The sequence below is a fragment of the Aerococcus vaginalis genome, from assembly GCF_053762225.1.
On sequence record NZ_JBSMYC010000003.1, the window covers coordinates 110,977 to 129,286 of the forward strand.

An 18,310-nucleotide genomic window follows, 5' to 3' on the forward strand; every position below is an offset into this window, starting at 1 on the left:
TAAACTGTGACGATTAACTACCTAAATTAAATAAAGAAACCGACGATTGTACCACTGAGCATAGAAACTAAGAGAGAACCACCGATCAAGCGCAAGGTGTCAGAAGCAATAACTTTTGATTGTTTCTGGCTGATTCCTTTCAAACCGCCGACGATCATACCAACTGTTCCCAAGTTAGCGAAACTAATCACGTAGGTACTCATGATGGCAACGGTGCGTTCGCTCAATGAACCCATCATTGGGGTGAACTCGCTCAACGCAACGAATTCGTTACTGAGCAATTTCGTTGCCATGACACTACCTGCAGATACGGCATCTTCCCAAGGGATACCCATGATGAAGGCAAGTGGTGAGAAGACGTAACCTAAGATTTCAGTGAAAGAAATACCAATAATTGAAATAAATGTATTGTTCAACAATGCGATCAAACCAACGAAACCGAGAACGGTCGCACTGATGATCAATACCAATTGGAACCCATCGTTGATGTAGTTACCGAGGACGGTGAAGAAGCCGTCTTTTTCGATTTCATTAGATTCAACGGTTAACGGAATGGCGAATTCATCCGCATCGTATGGTGCCATAAATGAACCCATCAATAACGTACCGAATAAGTTAAGTAATACGGCAACCACAACGTATTTACCGTCGACGATCTGCATGTAAGCACCCATTGTGGACGCGCTCACAGAGGTCATACCGAACAAACTGATCAAGAACATCTGGCGTGGTGCCAACATGTCCATTTTGTCTTTGATCGCCATGTAAGAGTTTGGCTGACCCAAGAGTGCGGTAAAGATACCCATGAAACTTTCCACTTCACCCATACCGGTCAATTTGTTAATGACCCAACCGATACCTTTTGCCGCGTATGGCAAGATGCGGGTGTACTGTAAAATCCCGATCAATGCGGAAATGAACACCATTGGCATCAATACAGCGAAGAAGAATGATCCGGACGCAAAACTGTTGTCGCCGAATACGAACGCGATCCCTTCACCTGCTTGGTTGATCAACCAGGTAAAGAATTGCGAAACGCCGTTCAATACCGTAATCCCGACCGTTGTCTTCAAACTGACAAAGGCAAGAACAAACATAATAACTAATAAGATAATGCTGCTCTTCCATTTCACTTTCGAGCGATCCATACTCATCACCCAAGCTAAGGCAGCAATAATGACGAGCCCGAGCACGCCTCTTAAAATTCCTGACATCTACCTGTCCTCCTTATTATTTCGGGAATCACTGAGAATAAAATGACTCCATCTCTTTATTATACGTATTTTGCTGCTAAAATCTATCATTTTTCATATTTTTTGTTAATTTTCTGTAAAAACGTTCGTAATTTGCTAATATTTTATTTTATATAGATGTAAAAATACGTTTTTTATTGTAAACCGACACGACGGTAGACCTCATCGACACGGGTGAGGTGATACATTGGATCGAAGGCAGTCACGATTTCTTCCGAAGTTAGGTGTTGTTGGATGATTTCGTTCGTTTCCACAAGTTCGCGGAAGTCGCGCTGTTCATCCCAGCTCTTCGCCGTCAGTGGCTGCACGAGGTCGTACGCTTCTTCACGCGATAAGCCTTTCGAAACGAGCTCAAGCATCACGTGCTGGCTAAAGATCAAACCGTGCGTCGCCTGCATATTGCGTTTCATGTTTTCTGGGAAGACGGTCAAATTCTCTAAGATATTGGTCATACGATGCAAGATGTAGTCGAGCGCAATCGTCGTATCTGCGAGGATGACACGTTCTGCGGATGAGTGTGAGATGTCGCGTTCGTGCCAGAGCGAAACATCTTCGTAAGCGGTGACGATATGTCCACGAATGACACGTGCGAGTCCCGTCACGTTTTCGGAACTGATCGGGTTGCGTTTATGCGGCATCGCACTCGACCCTTTCTGCCCCTTCGCAAAATATTCTTCGACTTCGCGGACTTCAGATTTTTGGAGGGCGCGAATTTCCGTTGCGATATTTTCAACAGTGGTAGCGATCAGCGCCATCGTTGCGATGTAGAAAGCGTGGAGATCGCGCGGTAGCACCTGTGTTGAAATTTCCTGTGCACGGATGCCCAAGTGTTCGCAGACGTATTTTTCAACGTCGGTCGGTACGTTCGCAAAGGTTCCGACTGCACCGGAGATTTTACCGGCTTCGACATCCGCTGCCGCACGTTCGAAACGCTCGATGTCACGATTCACTTCGGAGTACCAACGCGCACATTTCATCCCGAATGTGGTTGGTTCTGCATGCACCCCGTGTGTACGTCCCATACAGATGGTGTCTTTGTATTCGAGCGCCATGTCTTTGAGGACAGCGAGAAGTTTGTCCAAGTCTTCCTTAATGATGGCATTCGCTTGTTTCAGTTGATAGCCCTGTGCGGTATCTACCACGTCGGTACTCGTCAAACCGTAGTGAATCCATTTCTTCTCGTCACCGAGCGATTCGGAAACGGTACGTGTAAATGCGACCATGTCGTGCTTCGTTTCCTTTTCGAGTTCGAGGCAGCGTTCCGTCATAAACGTGGCGTTGGCGCGGATTTTTTCAGCGTCGGCTTGTGGCACTTCACCGAGTGCTGCCCACGCTTCCACTGCCAATACTTCCACCTCGAGCCAGGTGTTGTACTTGTTCGTCAATGACCAAATGTTGCCCATTTCCGGACGCGTATAACGATCAATCATGTCAATAAATCCTCCCTATTGCTTAACTAACGTAGCCGCTTTATTTTAGCATAACCACCTATTATTTTCCGTTCAAAACAAAAAGAGTGCATCTCTTCACGAGGAAAAGATACACTCCAATAGTCATCCTACTGACCGTTTAATAATTCAAGTTTGCCGCTGACATATAAGTCAACAGGGGAATTTTCGCTCAGATAGCGCGCAATAATGTCTGGCATTTCGTTTTCGTTTTTGTCGACGATATGTTCCTGATCAAAGACTGGGAAATCACCACCGCCACCCGCACGGTATTGGTTGTAGGCGATCAAGAGTTCCTGATCGTCTGTAATTTCTTCGCCTTTGAACGTTACGGATTGCACACGACTGCCGACCGGTTTGGAGACGTCAACCGTGTAGTCGATCCCCGTATAGAAGTCGAAGTTGTACGCCTGATACTTCGGTGAAATGTAGTCGGGGTTAATGCCGATCTCACCGTTCGCATCCACAATGAAGTATTCAACGTTCTTTTCAAGGATGGTTTTCAGTTCCGCTCCCGTCAATTTCGACGTCACGATCTTGTTCGGGTATGGATAGTTCTGCAGTACATCACGCATTGAGACTTCACCGCTGAAGCCTTTGACATTATCATTGAAGCCTGAGGTCGCAGAAATTTCCGTCCCCATCGTCTCCATCTGAATCTGATTGATAAAGTCGAAGTAACGGTTTCCGTGAATCTGGGCGTCGAACAAGCCACCTGTTACGACAAAGTCCTCCTTCACACTGCCGCACGGTAAGTCGAGCCACTTCTGCACGTTTGAAACAGCCGGCTTGAGAGACTCTCTCAAGCCTTCGTGCTCTGGGATTTCGCGGCAATCGATCAACTGATGCGTGGTGGTCGTCTGAACCTCACCGTTTTCATCAGTTTCAATCCTAATATCGACACGACTCAAACGGTGACCGCGTGTCCCCGGCTGCAATACCGGAATGCCATCGATCTCCGCTTCAATTTCGCGGTGTTGGTGTCCTGTAAACAATACATCGATCGGAAGCCCGCTCGTCGCAATCGCGTAGCCTTCGTTCTCACCCGTTGCGGTTTCCGTCGGTTCACCCGTTTCGGGATCGCATTCTAATCCACCGTGGTAACTCACGATAATGACATCGCAGTCGCGCTGTTCCTTGAGGTATGGTACCCAACGCTTGCACGTTTCCAAAGCTGATTCAAACGTCAACCCTTCGATATGTTCCGGTTCTTCCCAATGTGGGATGTACGCCGTCGTCATACCGATAAAGCCAACACGCTTACCCTCGATTTCCTTAATCACATACGGCTGCCCGAGTGCTGGCACACCTTGTTGATTCAAAATGTTAGCGCAGAGTGTCTGGGATTCGAATTGTTCTTTGGCGGTGGTTAAATAGTCCATCCCAAAGTTGAATTCATGGTTACCCGGCACCCAGAAATCAACGGCGAGTTTGTTGTAGACGTCGGTAATCGCTTGCGGTGTCTGTTCGATCGTGTGCTGATACGCTGCGAATGGCGAACCCTGAATCGTATCACCATTATCGATCAAAATCACCGGATGATCGCTGTGTTCGCGAATCTCCTGAATCTTCGCCGCCACGCGCGTCATACCGTAGTCTTCAAAGTGTCCTTTATTGATATCACTATCTGCCGTGAGGTAGCCGTGGATATCGCTCGTCTCTAAAATCGTTAACTTCATGCCAATCCTATTCCATTTCTAGCTGATTAATTTTTACTTTCAATAATTTGTTTGGTTTCTTCCTGTAATTCGCTTAAACCTTCCTTCACATCTTTCTTCTCTAAGATGATCTGGTCTTGAACTTTCTTCCAAGCGTCACGGTATTCGTTAGAACCAACAAATAATGATTGTGCATCAGCGTATTCTACTTCTTTAGCTGGTGCTTGATAGAGTGGATTTTCATCCAAGAAGTTTTGGTAGACGTCGCTGTCGATACCTTCCTGAGTGACTGGGCTGTAGCCAGAAGCGATCGCCCATTCAGCAGTTTTGTCCGGTTGTAACAGGAAGTTCATGTACGCAACAGCCGCTTTTTGTTCATCTTCGGAAGCTGTTTGGAAGACAACTAAATCGTTACCTGCTAAGAGTGTCAATGGGTTGCCGTCGCCGTAAACTGGTAATTCTTCAACTGACCAGTTCATGTTGTTTTCTTCAGCGAGCGGTTGAATGTAGCTAGATCCTGCAGAGGACCCGAAAGCAACCGCAATTTCACCACGTCCGAATGGTGTCGTGATGTAGCCGTCTTCACCAGCTGTACGTGCCCAGCCAGCTTCAATACCGTCGACAACGAATTGCATTGGTTCAACGGCTTGATCTCCACCTAAGTCAACCGTCTGTAAGTCTTTAGAAATCCATTCAGCACCGTTCTGCATCGCCATGGTTTGTACTTCCATGTCGACACGTTCTTCTAATCCAAGCGTTTTACGGTCATCGCCGTTTTCTTGCATCATCTCACCTAAAGCTTTGATATCTTCCCAACTTTGTGGGACATCAACGCCGTATTCGTCCAAGATGTCGTGGTTAACATACATCACACGGACGGATTTGGAGAATGGCAAGCCCATCATTTTATCATTGTAGTTTACACTTTTCAAAAATCCTGGGAAGATGTCGTCTTTAACCGCTTGATCGAAGCCATTTTCTTCGGTTAATAATTCGTCCATCGGTTTCAGTAAGTTATTTCCTGTCCAGTCCGGAATGTTTGATGGGGTAGCCATGGACATGGTTGGCAAACTACCAGAAGCACCGGAAGCCATGACTTTCTGTGTCAATGCGGTATAGTCCCCTTGACCCTGCAATTTCACTTCGTACTGATCTTGTGAATCATTGAAGTCACTGGTTAATTTCTGCAATCCTTTTTCTTGCTCACCGTTCATGGCATGCCAGAAAGTAATTTCAGTTGTTGAACCATTACCACTATCAGCCGTTGCAGCATCGCCACCGTTTGCTGATTGACCACTACCACATGCAGCGAGTAATAACCCACTCACTGCCGTTAACAAGCCGCGTTTGAAAAACTTTTTCATTCGAAATGTTCCTTTCTACAAATCGATAACACTAACTACTTACTAACCCTTTGTACCTGTTGTTGAAATTCCTTTGACAATGTATTTCTGGAAGATGAGATAGAACACCACCATCGGAATGATAACGAGTGCTGATGCGGCCATCAACAGCTCGAAGTTGGTTCCCGATTCCGTCGTGAACGCCTGCAACCCGACTGGTAACGTACGCATCTCTTGTTCGTTGGTTACCAATAATGGCCACATAAAATCGTTCCAAGACGCGATAACTTTCAGGATGATCATCGTGATAATGGACGACTGGCTCATCGGAACGAGAATTTGCCACAGGAAGTTGAAATCACTGCAGCCGTCGATCTTGGCACTATAGTACAGCTCGTCACTGATCGACTCGAAGCGCTGTTTGAGCTGGAATACAGAAAATGCACTCGCGATCCACGGCACGATCAATGCCATGTACGTATTGATCCAGTTCAAACGCGACAACGTGACGAAGTTTGGAATGATCAACAGTTCACCCGGCACCATCATTGTGGCGAGAATGGCAGTGAAAAGCACATTCTTTCCTCTGAAATTCAAGCGCGAGAAGGCGAATGCTCCGAGAATGGAGGTGATCGCCTCACCCAATGTACTGAGCCCAGTGACGATCAAACTGTTAACCAAATAACGACCGAATGGTGCCACCTGCAGCGCACGGAAATAGTTCGAAATGCGCGGCGGGATAGGCAACCAGACGGGCGGCATGGCGACCGCATCGGCTGGTGACTTCAAAGAGGTCGCCAACATCCAATAGAACGGCAGGATCATCGTCAAACCACCGATAAATAACAGGATGTGCGTAAAAATAAATTTCTTATGGTTTTTATTTTTCATCAGTCATCCTCCTATCGGTAATGAACGAAGCGACGATTGATCGCTAACTGTACTAAAGTGAACACCAACACAATCGCAAAGAGCACGATCCCCGCTGCTGAAGCGACACCGTAGTTGAACTCGGCGTAGAACTTCTGGTAGAGATAGTACACCATCGTAACCATACTGTTAGACGGTCCCGGCTGTCCGTTGAACAAAGCGTAGATCTCATCGAACACTTTGAAGTTATTGATCATCGCATTGATCGTGACTAAGAACAGCGTTGGTCCCAATAGCGGTACGGTGATATTTCTGAACTGTTGCCAGCTGTTCGCACCGTCGATCTGCGCCGCTTTGTAGTAGGTTGGATTGATGTTGTTCAACCCCACCAAAAACAGCAGGATGTTGAAACCGAGTCCTTTCCAAATCGCCATGATAATCGCTGCCACCATCGCCCACTGCGGATCAGTCAGCCACTGGATTGTATCTACACCAATCAATTGTAAGAAGTAGTTGACTAATCCGTAGTTCGAGTGATAGAGCCAACGCCAGACGATCGAGATCGCTACCGTACTAGTGACGAACGGTAGGAAGTAGATCGACTGGAAGAAGCCGCGAAATTTGCCGATACGGTTGATCATGACCGCAATCGCCAATGACAACAGAATCGATATCGGCGTCACCACGAACACATAGATAAACGTGTTCTTCAGTGCGAGGTAGAACTCGGGATCGTTGAACAAAAATTGGAAGTTCGCCATTCCCATGCTACCGACTTCACCGGTAAAGATGTTGTAGTCCTCATAGAACGCGAGCGCTAACGATTTAAAAATCGGATAAAATTTGAAAATCGCTAAGATCACCATCATCGGTACGAGGTAGATGTAGGCGCGGAAGGAGTCACCCCAACTCGCCTTCTGCTTCGTCATCATGATGGGATCACCCGCTCGCCATTTTGATCGAACCAGAGAATGCTTCCGGCATCTGCGGCCACTTGAATCTTATCGCCGACCGTAAAATCGATCACTGGCAAGTCCACCATGCGAACGATCTGTCCACCCGGCATTTCAACGCGCACTTCGCGTTCACGGGCGATATGCGAGAGGTGAACGACCTCTCCCTCAAATAATACCGCCTCATTCATTGTTGCGCGATGTAAATGCTCAGGACGGATCGCCACAGAATCGACCAATTGACGTTCAGCATCAGAGATCCCCGCATTCATCAAGAGAATCTGCGAATCGTCATAGCTGAACGTATTAATCTCAGGTGTCCCCAAGAATTCTGCCACGAAGCGATTGCTTGGATTCTCGTACAGTTCCTGCGGCGCACTCGTCTGTTGAATAACCCCTTTCTCCAGAACCAAGACATGATCTGAAATGTTCAAGGCTTCGTTCTGGTCGTGCGTAACGAAGATCGTAGTAATCCCCGTCTCTTGTTGGATACGACGAATTTCTTCACGCATTTCAATACGCAATTTCGCATCCAAGTTAGAGAGCGGTTCGTCCATCAACAGTAAGCTCGGTGATTTCGCGAGTGCACGGGCGATCGCCACACGTTGCTGCTGCCCACCGGAAAGCTGTCCCGGTTTCTTATCGAGATGTTCCTCGACACGTACCAATTTCGCGAGGCGTTCCGCCACCTCGACACGTTCTTCCTTCGACTTTTTCGCCATTTTTAACGGAAAAGCGATATTGTCTCGAACGTTCAAATGTGGATAGAGGGCGTAGTTCTGGAATACCATTCCGACTTTACGTTTCACCGCATCGAGCGATGTCACATCCTCATTGTCGAAATAAATCTGTCCGTCAGTTGGAAAAATCAATCCCGCAATCAACATCAGCGTGGTTGATTTCCCACCACCGGAAGGCCCTAAGATCGACACGAGCTCGCCATCTTCAATTGTGAAATTGATGTGATCGAGCACGCGCTTGTCCGAGCCGTCGTATACCATCGACACGTCCTTAAATTTTACTTCCACTGTTCCCCTCCTCGTTTGTATGCAAACGTTAACTATCCTTTTAATTATAGTTAATTTTTTAATAAATTCACAGTCTTCAAAAGTTGCACAAATAGCGGTATAATGTTTTTTTACGATAAAAAGAAAAGCGGGTGTGCACTAGGCATTCCCGCTTTCTGTTTTATTGATCGTGTTTGTGATATCTATTATTGTGAATTTTATCTCACTATTTCCACATACAAAAAGGACGCGATACCGCGCCCTTCATCTCACGAGAGACTATTCGTCGTCTTCGTCATCCTCATCAATGACCGTCAAGTCACCTTCGAGGCCGTCTTCTAAATCATCGTCGTCGATATCATCGCCATCTTCGCCGAGTTCTTCGAGGTCGCGACGGTAAGAACGTAATTCGTCGTCTTCGTCGTCCTCATCGCTATCGCTCTCACGGTCGATTTCATCGTCACGACCACCTTCGTAGTCGTCTTCATCTTCGTGTTCTTCATCGTACTCGTCTTCATCTTCGAAGAAGGAGTCATTGTCAGAGTGATGCACTTCGTGGTCAGCCACAAATTCATCGTCGTCCAATTCACTCACGATTTCTTCGTTGATAGCGTCAACCGGGTACCATGAACGCAATCCCCAACGATTGTCACCGAGGGAGATGAAGCTGCCGTCTGTGTTCAATTCCGTATAGAAATCCACCATACGAGCTTCGATTTCTTCCGTGCTGAGTCCGAGGTATTCCTGAATACGTTCGAGCAATGCGGAGAATTCATGAATTTCATTTGTTTCTGAGAGAATTTCGTGAGCTACTTCGATCAAGGAGAGCTCACTCTTATTTTGATCATCTAAACGTGGTAATTGCAATAGATGTCGTCCTTTCATCGTGCTATGCGCATAGTCTTTAGTTATTTTACAATAGTTTCGGGCTAGTTTTCAATTCTAACTTGTAGGATCCCGTCACATTTCCTTCATCATCCGTTAATTGGTAGGCACATTTCAAGGCTACTTCACCAGGTTCCTCACCCTCTATTTGTTCGAACTGACTCACTTCGGCTTCGAAGAACAGTGGCACATAGCCTTTTAGCGTGTACTTCACAACGTTTCGTTCCGCATCCTGAAACAGCGGAATTTTGGCGGTCATCCCCGTCGATTCGCGGGTAATTTCCATGCCTTCGTTCGGCGTAATCTTCAACTTCACAGCAACAACGGCGCCTTCTTCCGTTTTTTCTTGGTATTCGATGTAGTCGGCCTGTTTCACCCGGTAAAAACGTCCTTCTCCTTCGATTGGAAAAGTGTCCGTCTGTTTATCCTGCGTCATCGCGTTCTGCCCCGACAACGTTACTGCGATCGGTTTAATGAGTGATCGTGTCATGAATTATCTACTCTCCTTTGTCCAGCAATTATCCGCCCAGTTTGTGATAAATATGCTATACTGATAGCGTTTAGAATAGGGAGGAATTGGCATGCTTTTGAATGACTATATCACAATTGACGACACAAGTTATAGATTGGCGGTCGTGAAAAGTTTTGAATCCCAATCCTCCGTCAAGCGCACGTTCGCGATTGATGATGCGATTCTGCACCAATTGGATGATGAAACGTTCCCGAGTGACGCGGTGTTGCACTTCTGGCCATGTGAGCCGACCATTTTTCTCGGCATGCAGGATACGCGCTTACCGCATTTCCATGAGGCGCTGTCCGTCTTCCGCGATCAGAACTACTACCCACTTGTTCGGTCTTCGGGCGGACTGGCCGTAGTTGGAGATCCTGAGGTGATGAACGTGACGCTACTCTTCAATGCAAAAGCCAAGCGTCCCTCGCTCGACCAAGGCTATCAGTTTATCACAGATCTCGTGAGTCGCATGCTGGCGCCCTACCATCAGCACGTCACAACCGGCGAAGTACCGACATCATACTGCCCGGGACGTTACGACCTCAGTATCGGTGGCAAGAAAATCGCCGGTCTCGCCCAGCGTCGTGTCGGCAATGCGATCGGGGTTTACATGTATATCTCTCTCACTGGTGATCAGGACGCTCGTGCGAATTTAATTAAAGCCTTCTATGACAAAGGGAAACAAGGCGAAGAAACGCGCATCCACTATCCAGATGTCGATCCGAACGTCATGGCGACACTCGAAAATTACGCACCGGCACTCTCATCGCTCGATACATTCACCGATCAGATGCTCGATCAGATGCTCGCTATGGATGCACCGGCTGTCAGCTATATCGCACCGGAAGAAATCGACTATGCGACCTATCTCCAGCGCGAATTTCAACGCAACCAACGTCTCAAACAACAAACGGAGGGATAATGAATGACGATCAATCCAGTATTCAGTGCGATCTCTGAAAAAGTCTTCAGAGATCCTGTCCACGATTATATTCATATTCAACATCAGGTTATTCTCGATTTGATCAATACGCGCGAATTTCAACGCCTACGCCGCATCAAGCAACTCGGCTATGCGAGTTACGTGTTCCACGGTGGGTTCCACAATCGTTTTAGCCACTGTCTCGGCGTCTATGAAATTGCCAGACATATTACGAGCCATTTTGAACGCAATCATCCGAAAACGGCAGAACGGACGGACGGTTGGGATAGCCGCGAAAATTTGGTGACATTGTGTGCAGCGTTACTCCATGATATCGGACACGGTGCCTTTTCGCACACGTTCGAGCAAATTTTTGAGACGGATCATGAAGCGATCACGCGAGAAATTATCCTGAACGAGCATACCGAAGTGCATCAAGTGCTCGCGGGTGTCAGCAGCTCGTTCCCGAACGAAGTCGCTTCGGTCATCAACCATACTTATCCGAATCGTCAGGTCGTACAGTTGATATCCAGCCAGATCGATGCGGATCGCATGGACTACTTGCTGCGCGACTCCTACTACACGGGCGTGAGCTACGGCAAATTCGACCTCACGCGTATTTTGCGGACGATACAGCCATATGCGGACGGTATTCGTTTCAAAGTCTCCGGCATGCATGCGGTCGAAGATTACATCGTGAGTCGCTATCAGATGTACATGCAGGTGTACTTCCATCCAGTCATCCGCAGTATGGAAATTTTACTCACACAGCTCTTAAAACGTGCTAAAATGCTATATCCAGAACATCGCACCTACTTCAGAGAAATGTCACCGTTTTTGGTGCCGTTTTTTGAAAATGATTGGACGCTCGCAGACTACTTGAACCTCGACGATTCCGTCATGGAGACGTACTTCAAACAGTGGTTAGAGACGAGCGATGATCCTGTGTTGACCGATCTCGCCAAACGTGTGCTCGATCGTAAACCGTTCAAATCAGTGATTTTTAAGCCAGAAACACAAGAACATGCCGTCATCGATCTGCGTCAGACACTCGAAGCACTCGGCTACGATACGACTTACTACTTCGCCTCGCACCAAGCGTTCGATGCGCCGTATCATCCGGAACCGGACACGAAAGCAGATGCGAAGCCGCCGATCGAATTGATCGAGAAGGATGGCACGGTCCACGAACTCTCGACGTTGAGTCCGCTCGTTCAAGCGTTCAGCGGTCAACGTTTCGGTGACGCACGCGTCTTTTTCCCGAATGAACTCGTGTCGGGATCACGTGTGGCGGAGAACATCATGTTGGATCAACCGCTCAGTCGTTTCTGGGCGCTCACCCGTCAAGGCAAACTACACACTATTGATTAAGGAGGCACCCTGTTGCACAAGCCGTTAATCCAAACGTCCTCGCCTGAGATGCAGGCACTCACAAAGAAAAATCATGCGCGTGCCCAGCGTCTGTCCGATCCGTGGCAGACGTATTACTTGCAATGTCAGGCCTATATTTATTTAAATGCGGATCTCACGCTTGCTAATGAGCAGGAGTTAGCGAAACTGATCCGTCGTCTGGAAAATGCCCAAGCACATGGTATCGAACCAGAAGTCAAACTCAAACGTCAGCCGGAAGCTTACGGACGCGCGATCATGCGTTATACGAAAACCAATCAACCGCTCGTTCATGCAACCTCTGTGGCGAAAACAACAGCCATCTTCATCGGATCGGTGCTGTTTTTATACGCACTCTTCCAAGCGATTCGTGGCGGTTTCTGGTACGGCAGTGTGGCGGACGGTCTCTCAATGCCCGTCCCGATCAGCATTCTCGGCCTTTCACTCCAGACGGCGCTCGGTTTTCTCGCTGCCACGTTATTCGCACAGTGGCTCTTCCACTCCGCATTCGGTAAGCACTGGAAGCAGACGTACAATATCATTCGTATCGTCGGACTCGCTGTGACGGCGATATTCTTCGTGATTTTGCCGTTTCTCACGCTCTACTATCGCGTGTTCGTGGTTGAAGTACCCGCCTGGTTAATCTTCGGTATCGCATTGATCCTGTTATTGATCAAGGTATTTACCGATTATATTCCAGTCGCTGATTATATTCAGAATTACATCGATAATCGTGCCCGCAACGCTGAAAAAATCAAAAAAGAAAAAGCAGCCATCAAAGCGCAAGCCGCTACCACTGTCGAAGTGACGGCTGAAGAAGGCACTGCAAAAACTGATGACGCAAACGAAACTGAAGCTGAAATATCAGAGATTGATACTGAAACAACGGAAAATACAGACGATGAATCCGTAACTGAATCAACTGATGTCAGCGACACTGACGTTACTGAGAAGGCAACAGACGAAGACGTGACTACTGAAGAATCAGACACTGAAACGAGCGTTGAAACCACCACAGAAGAAATCAGTGCTGACAAATTAGTGTCAGCGGATGACGAAGCTTCAGACAAAGACGATAACTAAAAGTGATCCATTACTGACTGATGAGCAACCAAAAAATGGTTTTCATCAGTTTTTTTTGCATACAAAAAGCGCACTGAGCCAGAACGATGGCTTTCGTGCGCTAATGTTTGGGATTGTCCGAAATTTGAATACTGTTTTGATTAAACTTATCTATTTGTGCTCGCTTTTTTGCCTGGTGTTGCGTCGTCAGTTTTACTCGCTTGAACGCCACCGTTTTGGCTCAAGAGATCACGAATTTCCGTCAACAATACTTCTTCGTTAGAAATGGTTGGTTCTTCGACAACCTCTTCGTTACGGTGACCAGCATTCTGCAATGCACTGACACCCTTCACAATAAAGAATAATACCAATGAAATAATCAAGAATGAGATTACAGCGTTCACAAAGTTACCGACACCGAATGTCGCACCCATGAATTCCACGCTGTAGCCAGAGAGGTCGATCTGCCCCAACACAACACCGATCAATGGCGTAATCAAGTCAGATACCATGGAGTTAACGATGGCGGTGAACGCAGATCCCATAACAACCCCGATTGCCATATCGATAACATTACCTTTTGCGATAAAGTCTTTAAAATCCTGTAACATTTTTCTACTTTTCATCCTTTCTCAAGTTATTGATACACGGATAAGCCTAAAAATAATAACACTAAAGTCATGGCTAAGTGAAGTTTTCTATGCATAAATAATAATGCGACGTATTCACGCGTGCCATTGACGATCCATCGCTTGAATTTGGTCGGCGCCCCGACACCACTCATGCGATACATGCGCTCCATATTACTATAAATTTGGCTACGATATAAGTGAAAAGTGTTAGTAATAAAAACGGCATGAACCGTATCAAGATTATGCTCGCGCTGTTTCACAATCTGTTTCGCATAGTAGAAGTTCCCGTGCGTATCTTCGGCTTGTTCTTCCATCAAAATTTTTTCGGGCGGCAGGCCTTGTTTGATCAGATAATCACGCATCACCTCAGCTTCAGTCAGGGACATGCCCTCGGTAGTCGCCGCCCCAGAAACGATGACATATGGCACGTGCTGATGGAAGAAACGTTGGCGTTCAACGTAAGCGAGCGCCGTATCGAGACGACTCTGCATGGTATGACTCAAACGACCGCTCGGATTGATGCGCGCCCCCAACACTAACACGTAATCTTGTCGTTCCTCATTCGAGAAGAGCCAGAGCCTGAGTGTATTAACGAGAAAATTGACGAGAATCAGTCCGTAGTAGACGAGCACATAATCAGAAACGTGCAACCACTCGTAACGCTCGAAAAAATTCCCAAATAGCAGGAGATAATAGGTCACCATGGCGGTCACCATCAAAATTAAGGCGAGAATTAAACCGAGTGTCAGCTGCAAGGGATTTTCCTCGGAGCGATAGAGCGCGAGTGCGGAGAAAATCATTAAAACACCAACCACTAAGACGAATATCGGCGCGGTATAGCGAACGACGATATCCATCGTATCGATCACAGCGGTAACGAGCGGATGTTCTGGGCCATACATCGACTGTCCAATCGCATAGCTCAGAATCAATAGCCCGATACTCGCAATCCACGTATCCCATAAGTTGCGCGGTGCGACGATCGCTAGCGATAGCGCCACTAATATTAATAGCGTAGCGATTAAATATAACACGTGACGCCTCCTTATTCGCTGTCATCACTAAATATGGTGATAGGCCGCATACACGGTCTGTTTCGGCACTTGATTACTCTTAGCGACACGTTTGATCGCTTCTTTGGGTTTGAGTCCTTCGTTTTCGATAACCCACGCCACCTGTTCTTCATACGGCAAATCGTGCTGTTCAGCGAGATCATCCACAACGACAGCATGAGCATTCCCTGAAACAAGCAGACAGATTTCGCCTTTAACTTCCTTGACGTCGTTACTGTAATCCATCAACTCTTGCAACGTGCCACGATAGAACATCTCATATTGTTTTGTGAGCTCACGCGCTACACAGGCATTGCGATCCGCACCAAAAACAGCTGCACAACGTTTCAGCGTATCTTTCAACCGATGCGGCGACTCGTAAAAAATTAGGGTATCCTGCGCATTCTGATAGCGCTCCAGCAACTCCCGCGCCGCTTTTTTCTGACGAGGGAGAAATCCGACAAACGTAAAGTGCTCGCCGGATAATCCCGAAGCCACCAGTCCAGTCAACCCCGCATTGGCACCGGGGAGTGGGACTACAGGAATTTCTTCACGAACGCAGGCTTCGACCAGCGCTTGGCCGGGATCGGAGATAATCGGCATCCCCGCATCACTCACCTGCGCGAGTACAGCGCCATTTTTGAGGCGTTCGATCACTTCCGGCAGGCGTTCTTCGGTATTGAACTTGTGGAAGCTCTGCATCGGCGTATCAATCTCAAAATGTGTCAATAATTTGCGCGTGTGACGGGTATCCTCAGCTAAAATGAGATCCGCATCACGTAACGTATCGATCGCACGGAACGTCATATCTGAAAGATTGCCGATCGGTGTCGGTACGAGATATAAACAGCCAGTATTGGCTTCGTCGTAACTTTTTTGGATAAACACGCCTAATCTTCCCCTTCTACTGGTAAATCGATACGTTCTGGATTCTGATAACTGATTTGTTTCACGCCGTGTTCTCGCAGCACCTGTTCCTTCTGCTTGCGCGAGAGGCGTTTGAATCTCGCCTCCATGGACATGGCGTCGTGCTTCGTCTCATATGCTTTCGTCAGTAGCATGTGACACGGTCGACGCCGTTTCGGTTTCGTATACTTGGCGCCACGTCCCGTCGTGTGTTCCTGCTCACGACGATCCGGATCCGTGGTGTAGCCGGTATAGAGCGTCCCGTCCGCACAGGCGAGCACATAAGTGTAATAGTACTTAGGCGTTGCCATAGAGGATCGCCTTTGCTTGTTCGGTGTATTCCTGCGTCTTGTCCGCGTAGACCGTGATTGGTGATAAAATCTTCGCTCCGTTCTCACGTCCCGCCTTCATCCATTCTACCAACATCGTATTGGCTGGTTCCCCCGCGCGTGGATAAATGAACTGCAGCCGACGCATCCCGAAGCCGTACTGATCCGCGAGGCGTACCATTTCTGTCAGGCGTTCGGGACGATGGACGAGGCAGAGTTTGCCCTTGTCACGCAGTAAATAAGCACTCTGTTCAAAGACATCAGCGAGCGTCATTTCAATCTCATGACGCGCGATCGCTCTCTGTGTGTTCGTATTGATTTTGGACGCTTCGAAATGCTTGAAATACGGCGGATTGCAGGTGATCACGTGGATACTGTTCGGCGGATACATACCCTTTGTGTCCTTGATGTTCGCGGTATGAATCTGAATCTGATCCGACAAGCCGTTCACTTCGACCGTACGCGTCGCCATATCCGCAATACTCGTCTGTAATTCGATACCTTCAATCTGACCGGCTGTTTTTTCTGACAACATCAAAAGCATCGCACCCGTCCCGGTACAAAAATCGATCACCCGTTGATTTTTGGGTGATCGCACATGCGCAAAACGACCGAGAAACATCGTATCTGTCGACAACGCAAAGGTCGCATCGCTTTGAATAATCTTTAAGTCGCTACCCGGTAAATAGTCGAGACGTTCGCCATCCTTGAGGGTAACGTCGCTATTGTTCATTTCTTCTTGGAATGTTTCCATTGTAAAATCTCCAAACAGAACATACACTGCTCATCGTTCTCACGGCGCTGACCGTAAGAAATATTACAGATGTGATAGCCATCCTCGTAGATATTCATGAGGTTCTGCAATGCCGGTGTCAGTGTGTCCTTCTTCTGCTGTTGGTTTTCCTTCTCGGCTTCAGCCGTTAATTCCTGCACACGCTCTCTCAAATAGCGATTCTCGGTTTTGAGATCCTGATTCTCAATCACCAAGGCGCGCCATTCTTCGATCAAGGTGCTCGTCTCTGACGTCATCTGTGTCAGATTATCCTGCCATTGATCGAGTTTCTCAGAAATTTCTTTCGGTGACATGCTGTCCCCTCCTTTCACGCGTTCGTTTGCCATACGATCAAGACGAAATACTCTAATGCTGATTGTACACTGACATTCGCAGAAATCATACGTTTTGCTTCGGCGATCGCATGGAGTGTCTGTTCTAAACGTTTCAATGTTAATTTAGCCAGCAGTTGCTGATAGTTCGCTGCCAGTGACGGTTGAAACAGTGTCGTTTCCGAGAGCCCGCGTTTTAGCGTCAATAGATCAGCCACATATAGCGACAAAATATCCAACAAACGCTGATTGACCGCGCGTTCCTTCGATAACGGCAACCAGACGCTCGTCACTTCGATAAATGCGCGCGGATCGCCTGCTAAAATTCGCTTCAACCACGGCCACGCTTTGTCGCGTTGTTCCGCCATGATTTCGTCTTCATCGAGTGCTTTGGCGGTTTCAATATCTTCGGTCAAAGCTGTCAGCAACGTTGCGCGCTGTTCCTCAATGCCGTCTGCGACGAGCGTTTGAATCAGCATCTCACGATCAAGCGGTTCGAAGTGAATGATCTGACAGCGCGACTGGATCGTTTGGAGAATTTGATCGAGATGCGCGGTTAACAGAATAACCATCGTGCCGGGCGTCGGTTCCTCCAAGAACTTCAGCAAGCTGTTCGATGCCGCCTGATTCATCTTCTCGGCTTCGGTGATGACGAATACTTTGTTTTCACTCTCAATCGCAGAGAGTGACAATTCACGCTTAATCTCACGCATCTGGTCAATTCTGAGCGTTTCGCCGTCCGGTTTGATCCAGTGTAAGTCACCGTACTCCTGATTCAGCACGCGCTGGCAGTTCGCACATTCACCACACGGTTTGTCCACTTCCGTACAGAATAGCATCGCTGCCATGAACTGCGCCATCTCCGCCTGTCCAACGCCCGTCGCACCTTCTAAGAGATAGGCGTGGCCGAGCCGTTGATTCTTCCCGACTTGACGCATGCGTTCCGTCAATTTCGGCTGTTTTTCAGCAATCGGAAAAGCTGTCAT

Annotated in this window: 19 protein-coding genes; 3 read left to right on the forward strand and 16 right to left on the reverse strand. The window is 47.6% G+C overall.

The window, feature by feature from the left end:
- Positions 1 to 26: 26 nt before the first annotated feature.
- The 9 genes from ACWOEX_RS04495 to ACWOEX_RS04535 all read right to left on the reverse strand — a co-directional run bounded on the left by ACWOEX_RS04495 (position 27) and on the right by ACWOEX_RS04535 (position 9,907).
- Positions 27 to 1,214, reverse strand: a complete 1,188-nt coding sequence (locus ACWOEX_RS04495) for a NupC/NupG family nucleoside CNT transporter (RefSeq protein WP_455298301.1) — start codon at positions 1,212 to 1,214, stop codon at positions 27 to 29.
- Between the two features lie 173 nt (positions 1,215 to 1,387).
- Positions 1,388 to 2,683, reverse strand: a complete 1,296-nt coding sequence (gene purB, locus ACWOEX_RS04500) for an adenylosuccinate lyase (RefSeq protein WP_455298303.1) — start codon at positions 2,681 to 2,683, stop codon at positions 1,388 to 1,390.
- Positions 2,684 to 2,811: 128 nt separating this feature from the next.
- On the reverse strand, positions 2,812 to 4,380 hold the full coding sequence (locus ACWOEX_RS04505; protein ID WP_455298305.1) for a bifunctional metallophosphatase/5'-nucleotidase: 1,569 nt from the start codon (positions 4,378 to 4,380) through the stop codon (positions 2,812 to 2,814).
- A gap of 26 nt (positions 4,381 to 4,406) precedes the next feature.
- Positions 4,407 to 5,723, reverse strand: a complete 1,317-nt coding sequence (locus ACWOEX_RS04510) for an ABC transporter substrate-binding protein (RefSeq protein WP_455298307.1) — start codon at positions 5,721 to 5,723, stop codon at positions 4,407 to 4,409.
- A gap of 42 nt (positions 5,724 to 5,765) precedes the next feature.
- The gene (locus tag ACWOEX_RS04515) at positions 5,766 to 6,593 is read right to left on the reverse strand and encodes a carbohydrate ABC transporter permease (RefSeq protein WP_455298308.1); all 828 of its coding nucleotides are present in this window, start codon (positions 6,591 to 6,593) and stop codon (positions 5,766 to 5,768) included.
- Positions 6,594 to 6,604: 11 nt separating this feature from the next.
- Complete coding sequence (locus ACWOEX_RS04520; protein WP_455298310.1) at positions 6,605 to 7,504, reverse strand: carbohydrate ABC transporter permease; 900 nt, start codon at positions 7,502 to 7,504, stop codon at positions 6,605 to 6,607.
- Complete coding sequence (locus ACWOEX_RS04525) at positions 7,501 to 8,553, reverse strand: ABC transporter ATP-binding protein (protein WP_455298312.1); 1,053 nt, start codon at positions 8,551 to 8,553, stop codon at positions 7,501 to 7,503. Before ACWOEX_RS04525 ends, ACWOEX_RS04520 begins: the two co-directional genes overlap by 4 nt.
- 258 nt (positions 8,554 to 8,811) lie before the next feature.
- Positions 8,812 to 9,399, reverse strand: coding sequence for a DNA-directed RNA polymerase subunit delta (gene rpoE / locus ACWOEX_RS04530; protein ID WP_455298313.1), 588 nt, complete (start codon positions 9,397 to 9,399; stop codon positions 8,812 to 8,814).
- Between the two features lie 46 nt (positions 9,400 to 9,445).
- On the reverse strand, positions 9,446 to 9,907 hold the full coding sequence (locus ACWOEX_RS04535; protein WP_455298314.1) for a DUF1934 domain-containing protein: 462 nt from the start codon (positions 9,905 to 9,907) through the stop codon (positions 9,446 to 9,448).
- Between the two features lie 91 nt (positions 9,908 to 9,998).
- Between ACWOEX_RS04535 and ACWOEX_RS04540 the strand changes: the two genes are divergently transcribed.
- From ACWOEX_RS04540 to ACWOEX_RS04550, 3 genes are read left to right on the forward strand one after another with little or no spacing between them, the layout of a single operon-like run.
- Positions 9,999 to 10,850, forward strand: a complete 852-nt coding sequence (locus tag ACWOEX_RS04540; RefSeq protein ID WP_455298315.1) for a lipoate--protein ligase family protein — start codon at positions 9,999 to 10,001, stop codon at positions 10,848 to 10,850.
- 30 nt (positions 10,851 to 10,880) lie between these two features.
- Entirely contained in the window at positions 10,881 to 12,221 is a 1,341-nt protein-coding gene (locus ACWOEX_RS04545) for an HD domain-containing protein (protein WP_455298490.1), read from the forward strand.
- Between the two features lie 12 nt (positions 12,222 to 12,233).
- Positions 12,234 to 13,322, forward strand: coding sequence for a hypothetical protein (locus ACWOEX_RS04550; RefSeq protein ID WP_455298316.1), 1,089 nt, complete (start codon positions 12,234 to 12,236; stop codon positions 13,320 to 13,322).
- 146 nt (positions 13,323 to 13,468) lie between these two features.
- Here ACWOEX_RS04550 and mscL read toward each other — a convergent pair whose 3' ends face one another.
- From mscL to holB, 7 genes are read right to left on the reverse strand one after another with little or no spacing between them, the layout of a single operon-like run.
- Positions 13,469 to 13,912: a large conductance mechanosensitive channel protein MscL gene (gene mscL / locus ACWOEX_RS04555; RefSeq protein WP_455298317.1), complete on the reverse strand. Its 444-nt coding sequence runs from the start codon at positions 13,910 to 13,912 to the stop codon at positions 13,469 to 13,471.
- A gap of 26 nt (positions 13,913 to 13,938) precedes the next feature.
- Positions 13,939 to 14,967: an ElyC/SanA/YdcF family protein gene (locus tag ACWOEX_RS04560; protein WP_455298319.1), complete on the reverse strand. Its 1,029-nt coding sequence runs from the start codon at positions 14,965 to 14,967 to the stop codon at positions 13,939 to 13,941.
- A gap of 27 nt (positions 14,968 to 14,994) precedes the next feature.
- Positions 14,995 to 15,873, reverse strand: coding sequence for a 16S rRNA (cytidine(1402)-2'-O)-methyltransferase (gene rsmI / locus ACWOEX_RS04565; RefSeq protein WP_455298320.1), 879 nt, complete (start codon positions 15,871 to 15,873; stop codon positions 14,995 to 14,997).
- Between the two features lie 2 nt (positions 15,874 to 15,875).
- Entirely contained in the window at positions 15,876 to 16,202 is a 327-nt protein-coding gene (locus ACWOEX_RS04570) for a GIY-YIG nuclease family protein (RefSeq protein WP_455298321.1), read from the reverse strand.
- Positions 16,189 to 16,974, reverse strand: a complete 786-nt coding sequence (locus ACWOEX_RS04575) for a tRNA1(Val) (adenine(37)-N6)-methyltransferase (protein ID WP_455298323.1) — start codon at positions 16,972 to 16,974, stop codon at positions 16,189 to 16,191. The genes ACWOEX_RS04570 and ACWOEX_RS04575 overlap by 14 nt, the downstream gene beginning before the upstream one ends.
- Positions 16,950 to 17,306 (reverse strand): initiation-control protein YabA, encoded by a 357-nt coding sequence (locus ACWOEX_RS04580; protein WP_455298325.1) that lies wholly within the window; start codon positions 17,304 to 17,306, stop codon positions 16,950 to 16,952. The genes ACWOEX_RS04575 and ACWOEX_RS04580 overlap by 25 nt, the downstream gene beginning before the upstream one ends.
- Positions 17,307 to 17,320: 14 nt before the next feature.
- Positions 17,321 to 18,310, reverse strand: a complete 990-nt coding sequence (gene holB / locus ACWOEX_RS04585) for a DNA polymerase III subunit delta' (RefSeq protein WP_455298492.1) — start codon at positions 18,308 to 18,310, stop codon at positions 17,321 to 17,323.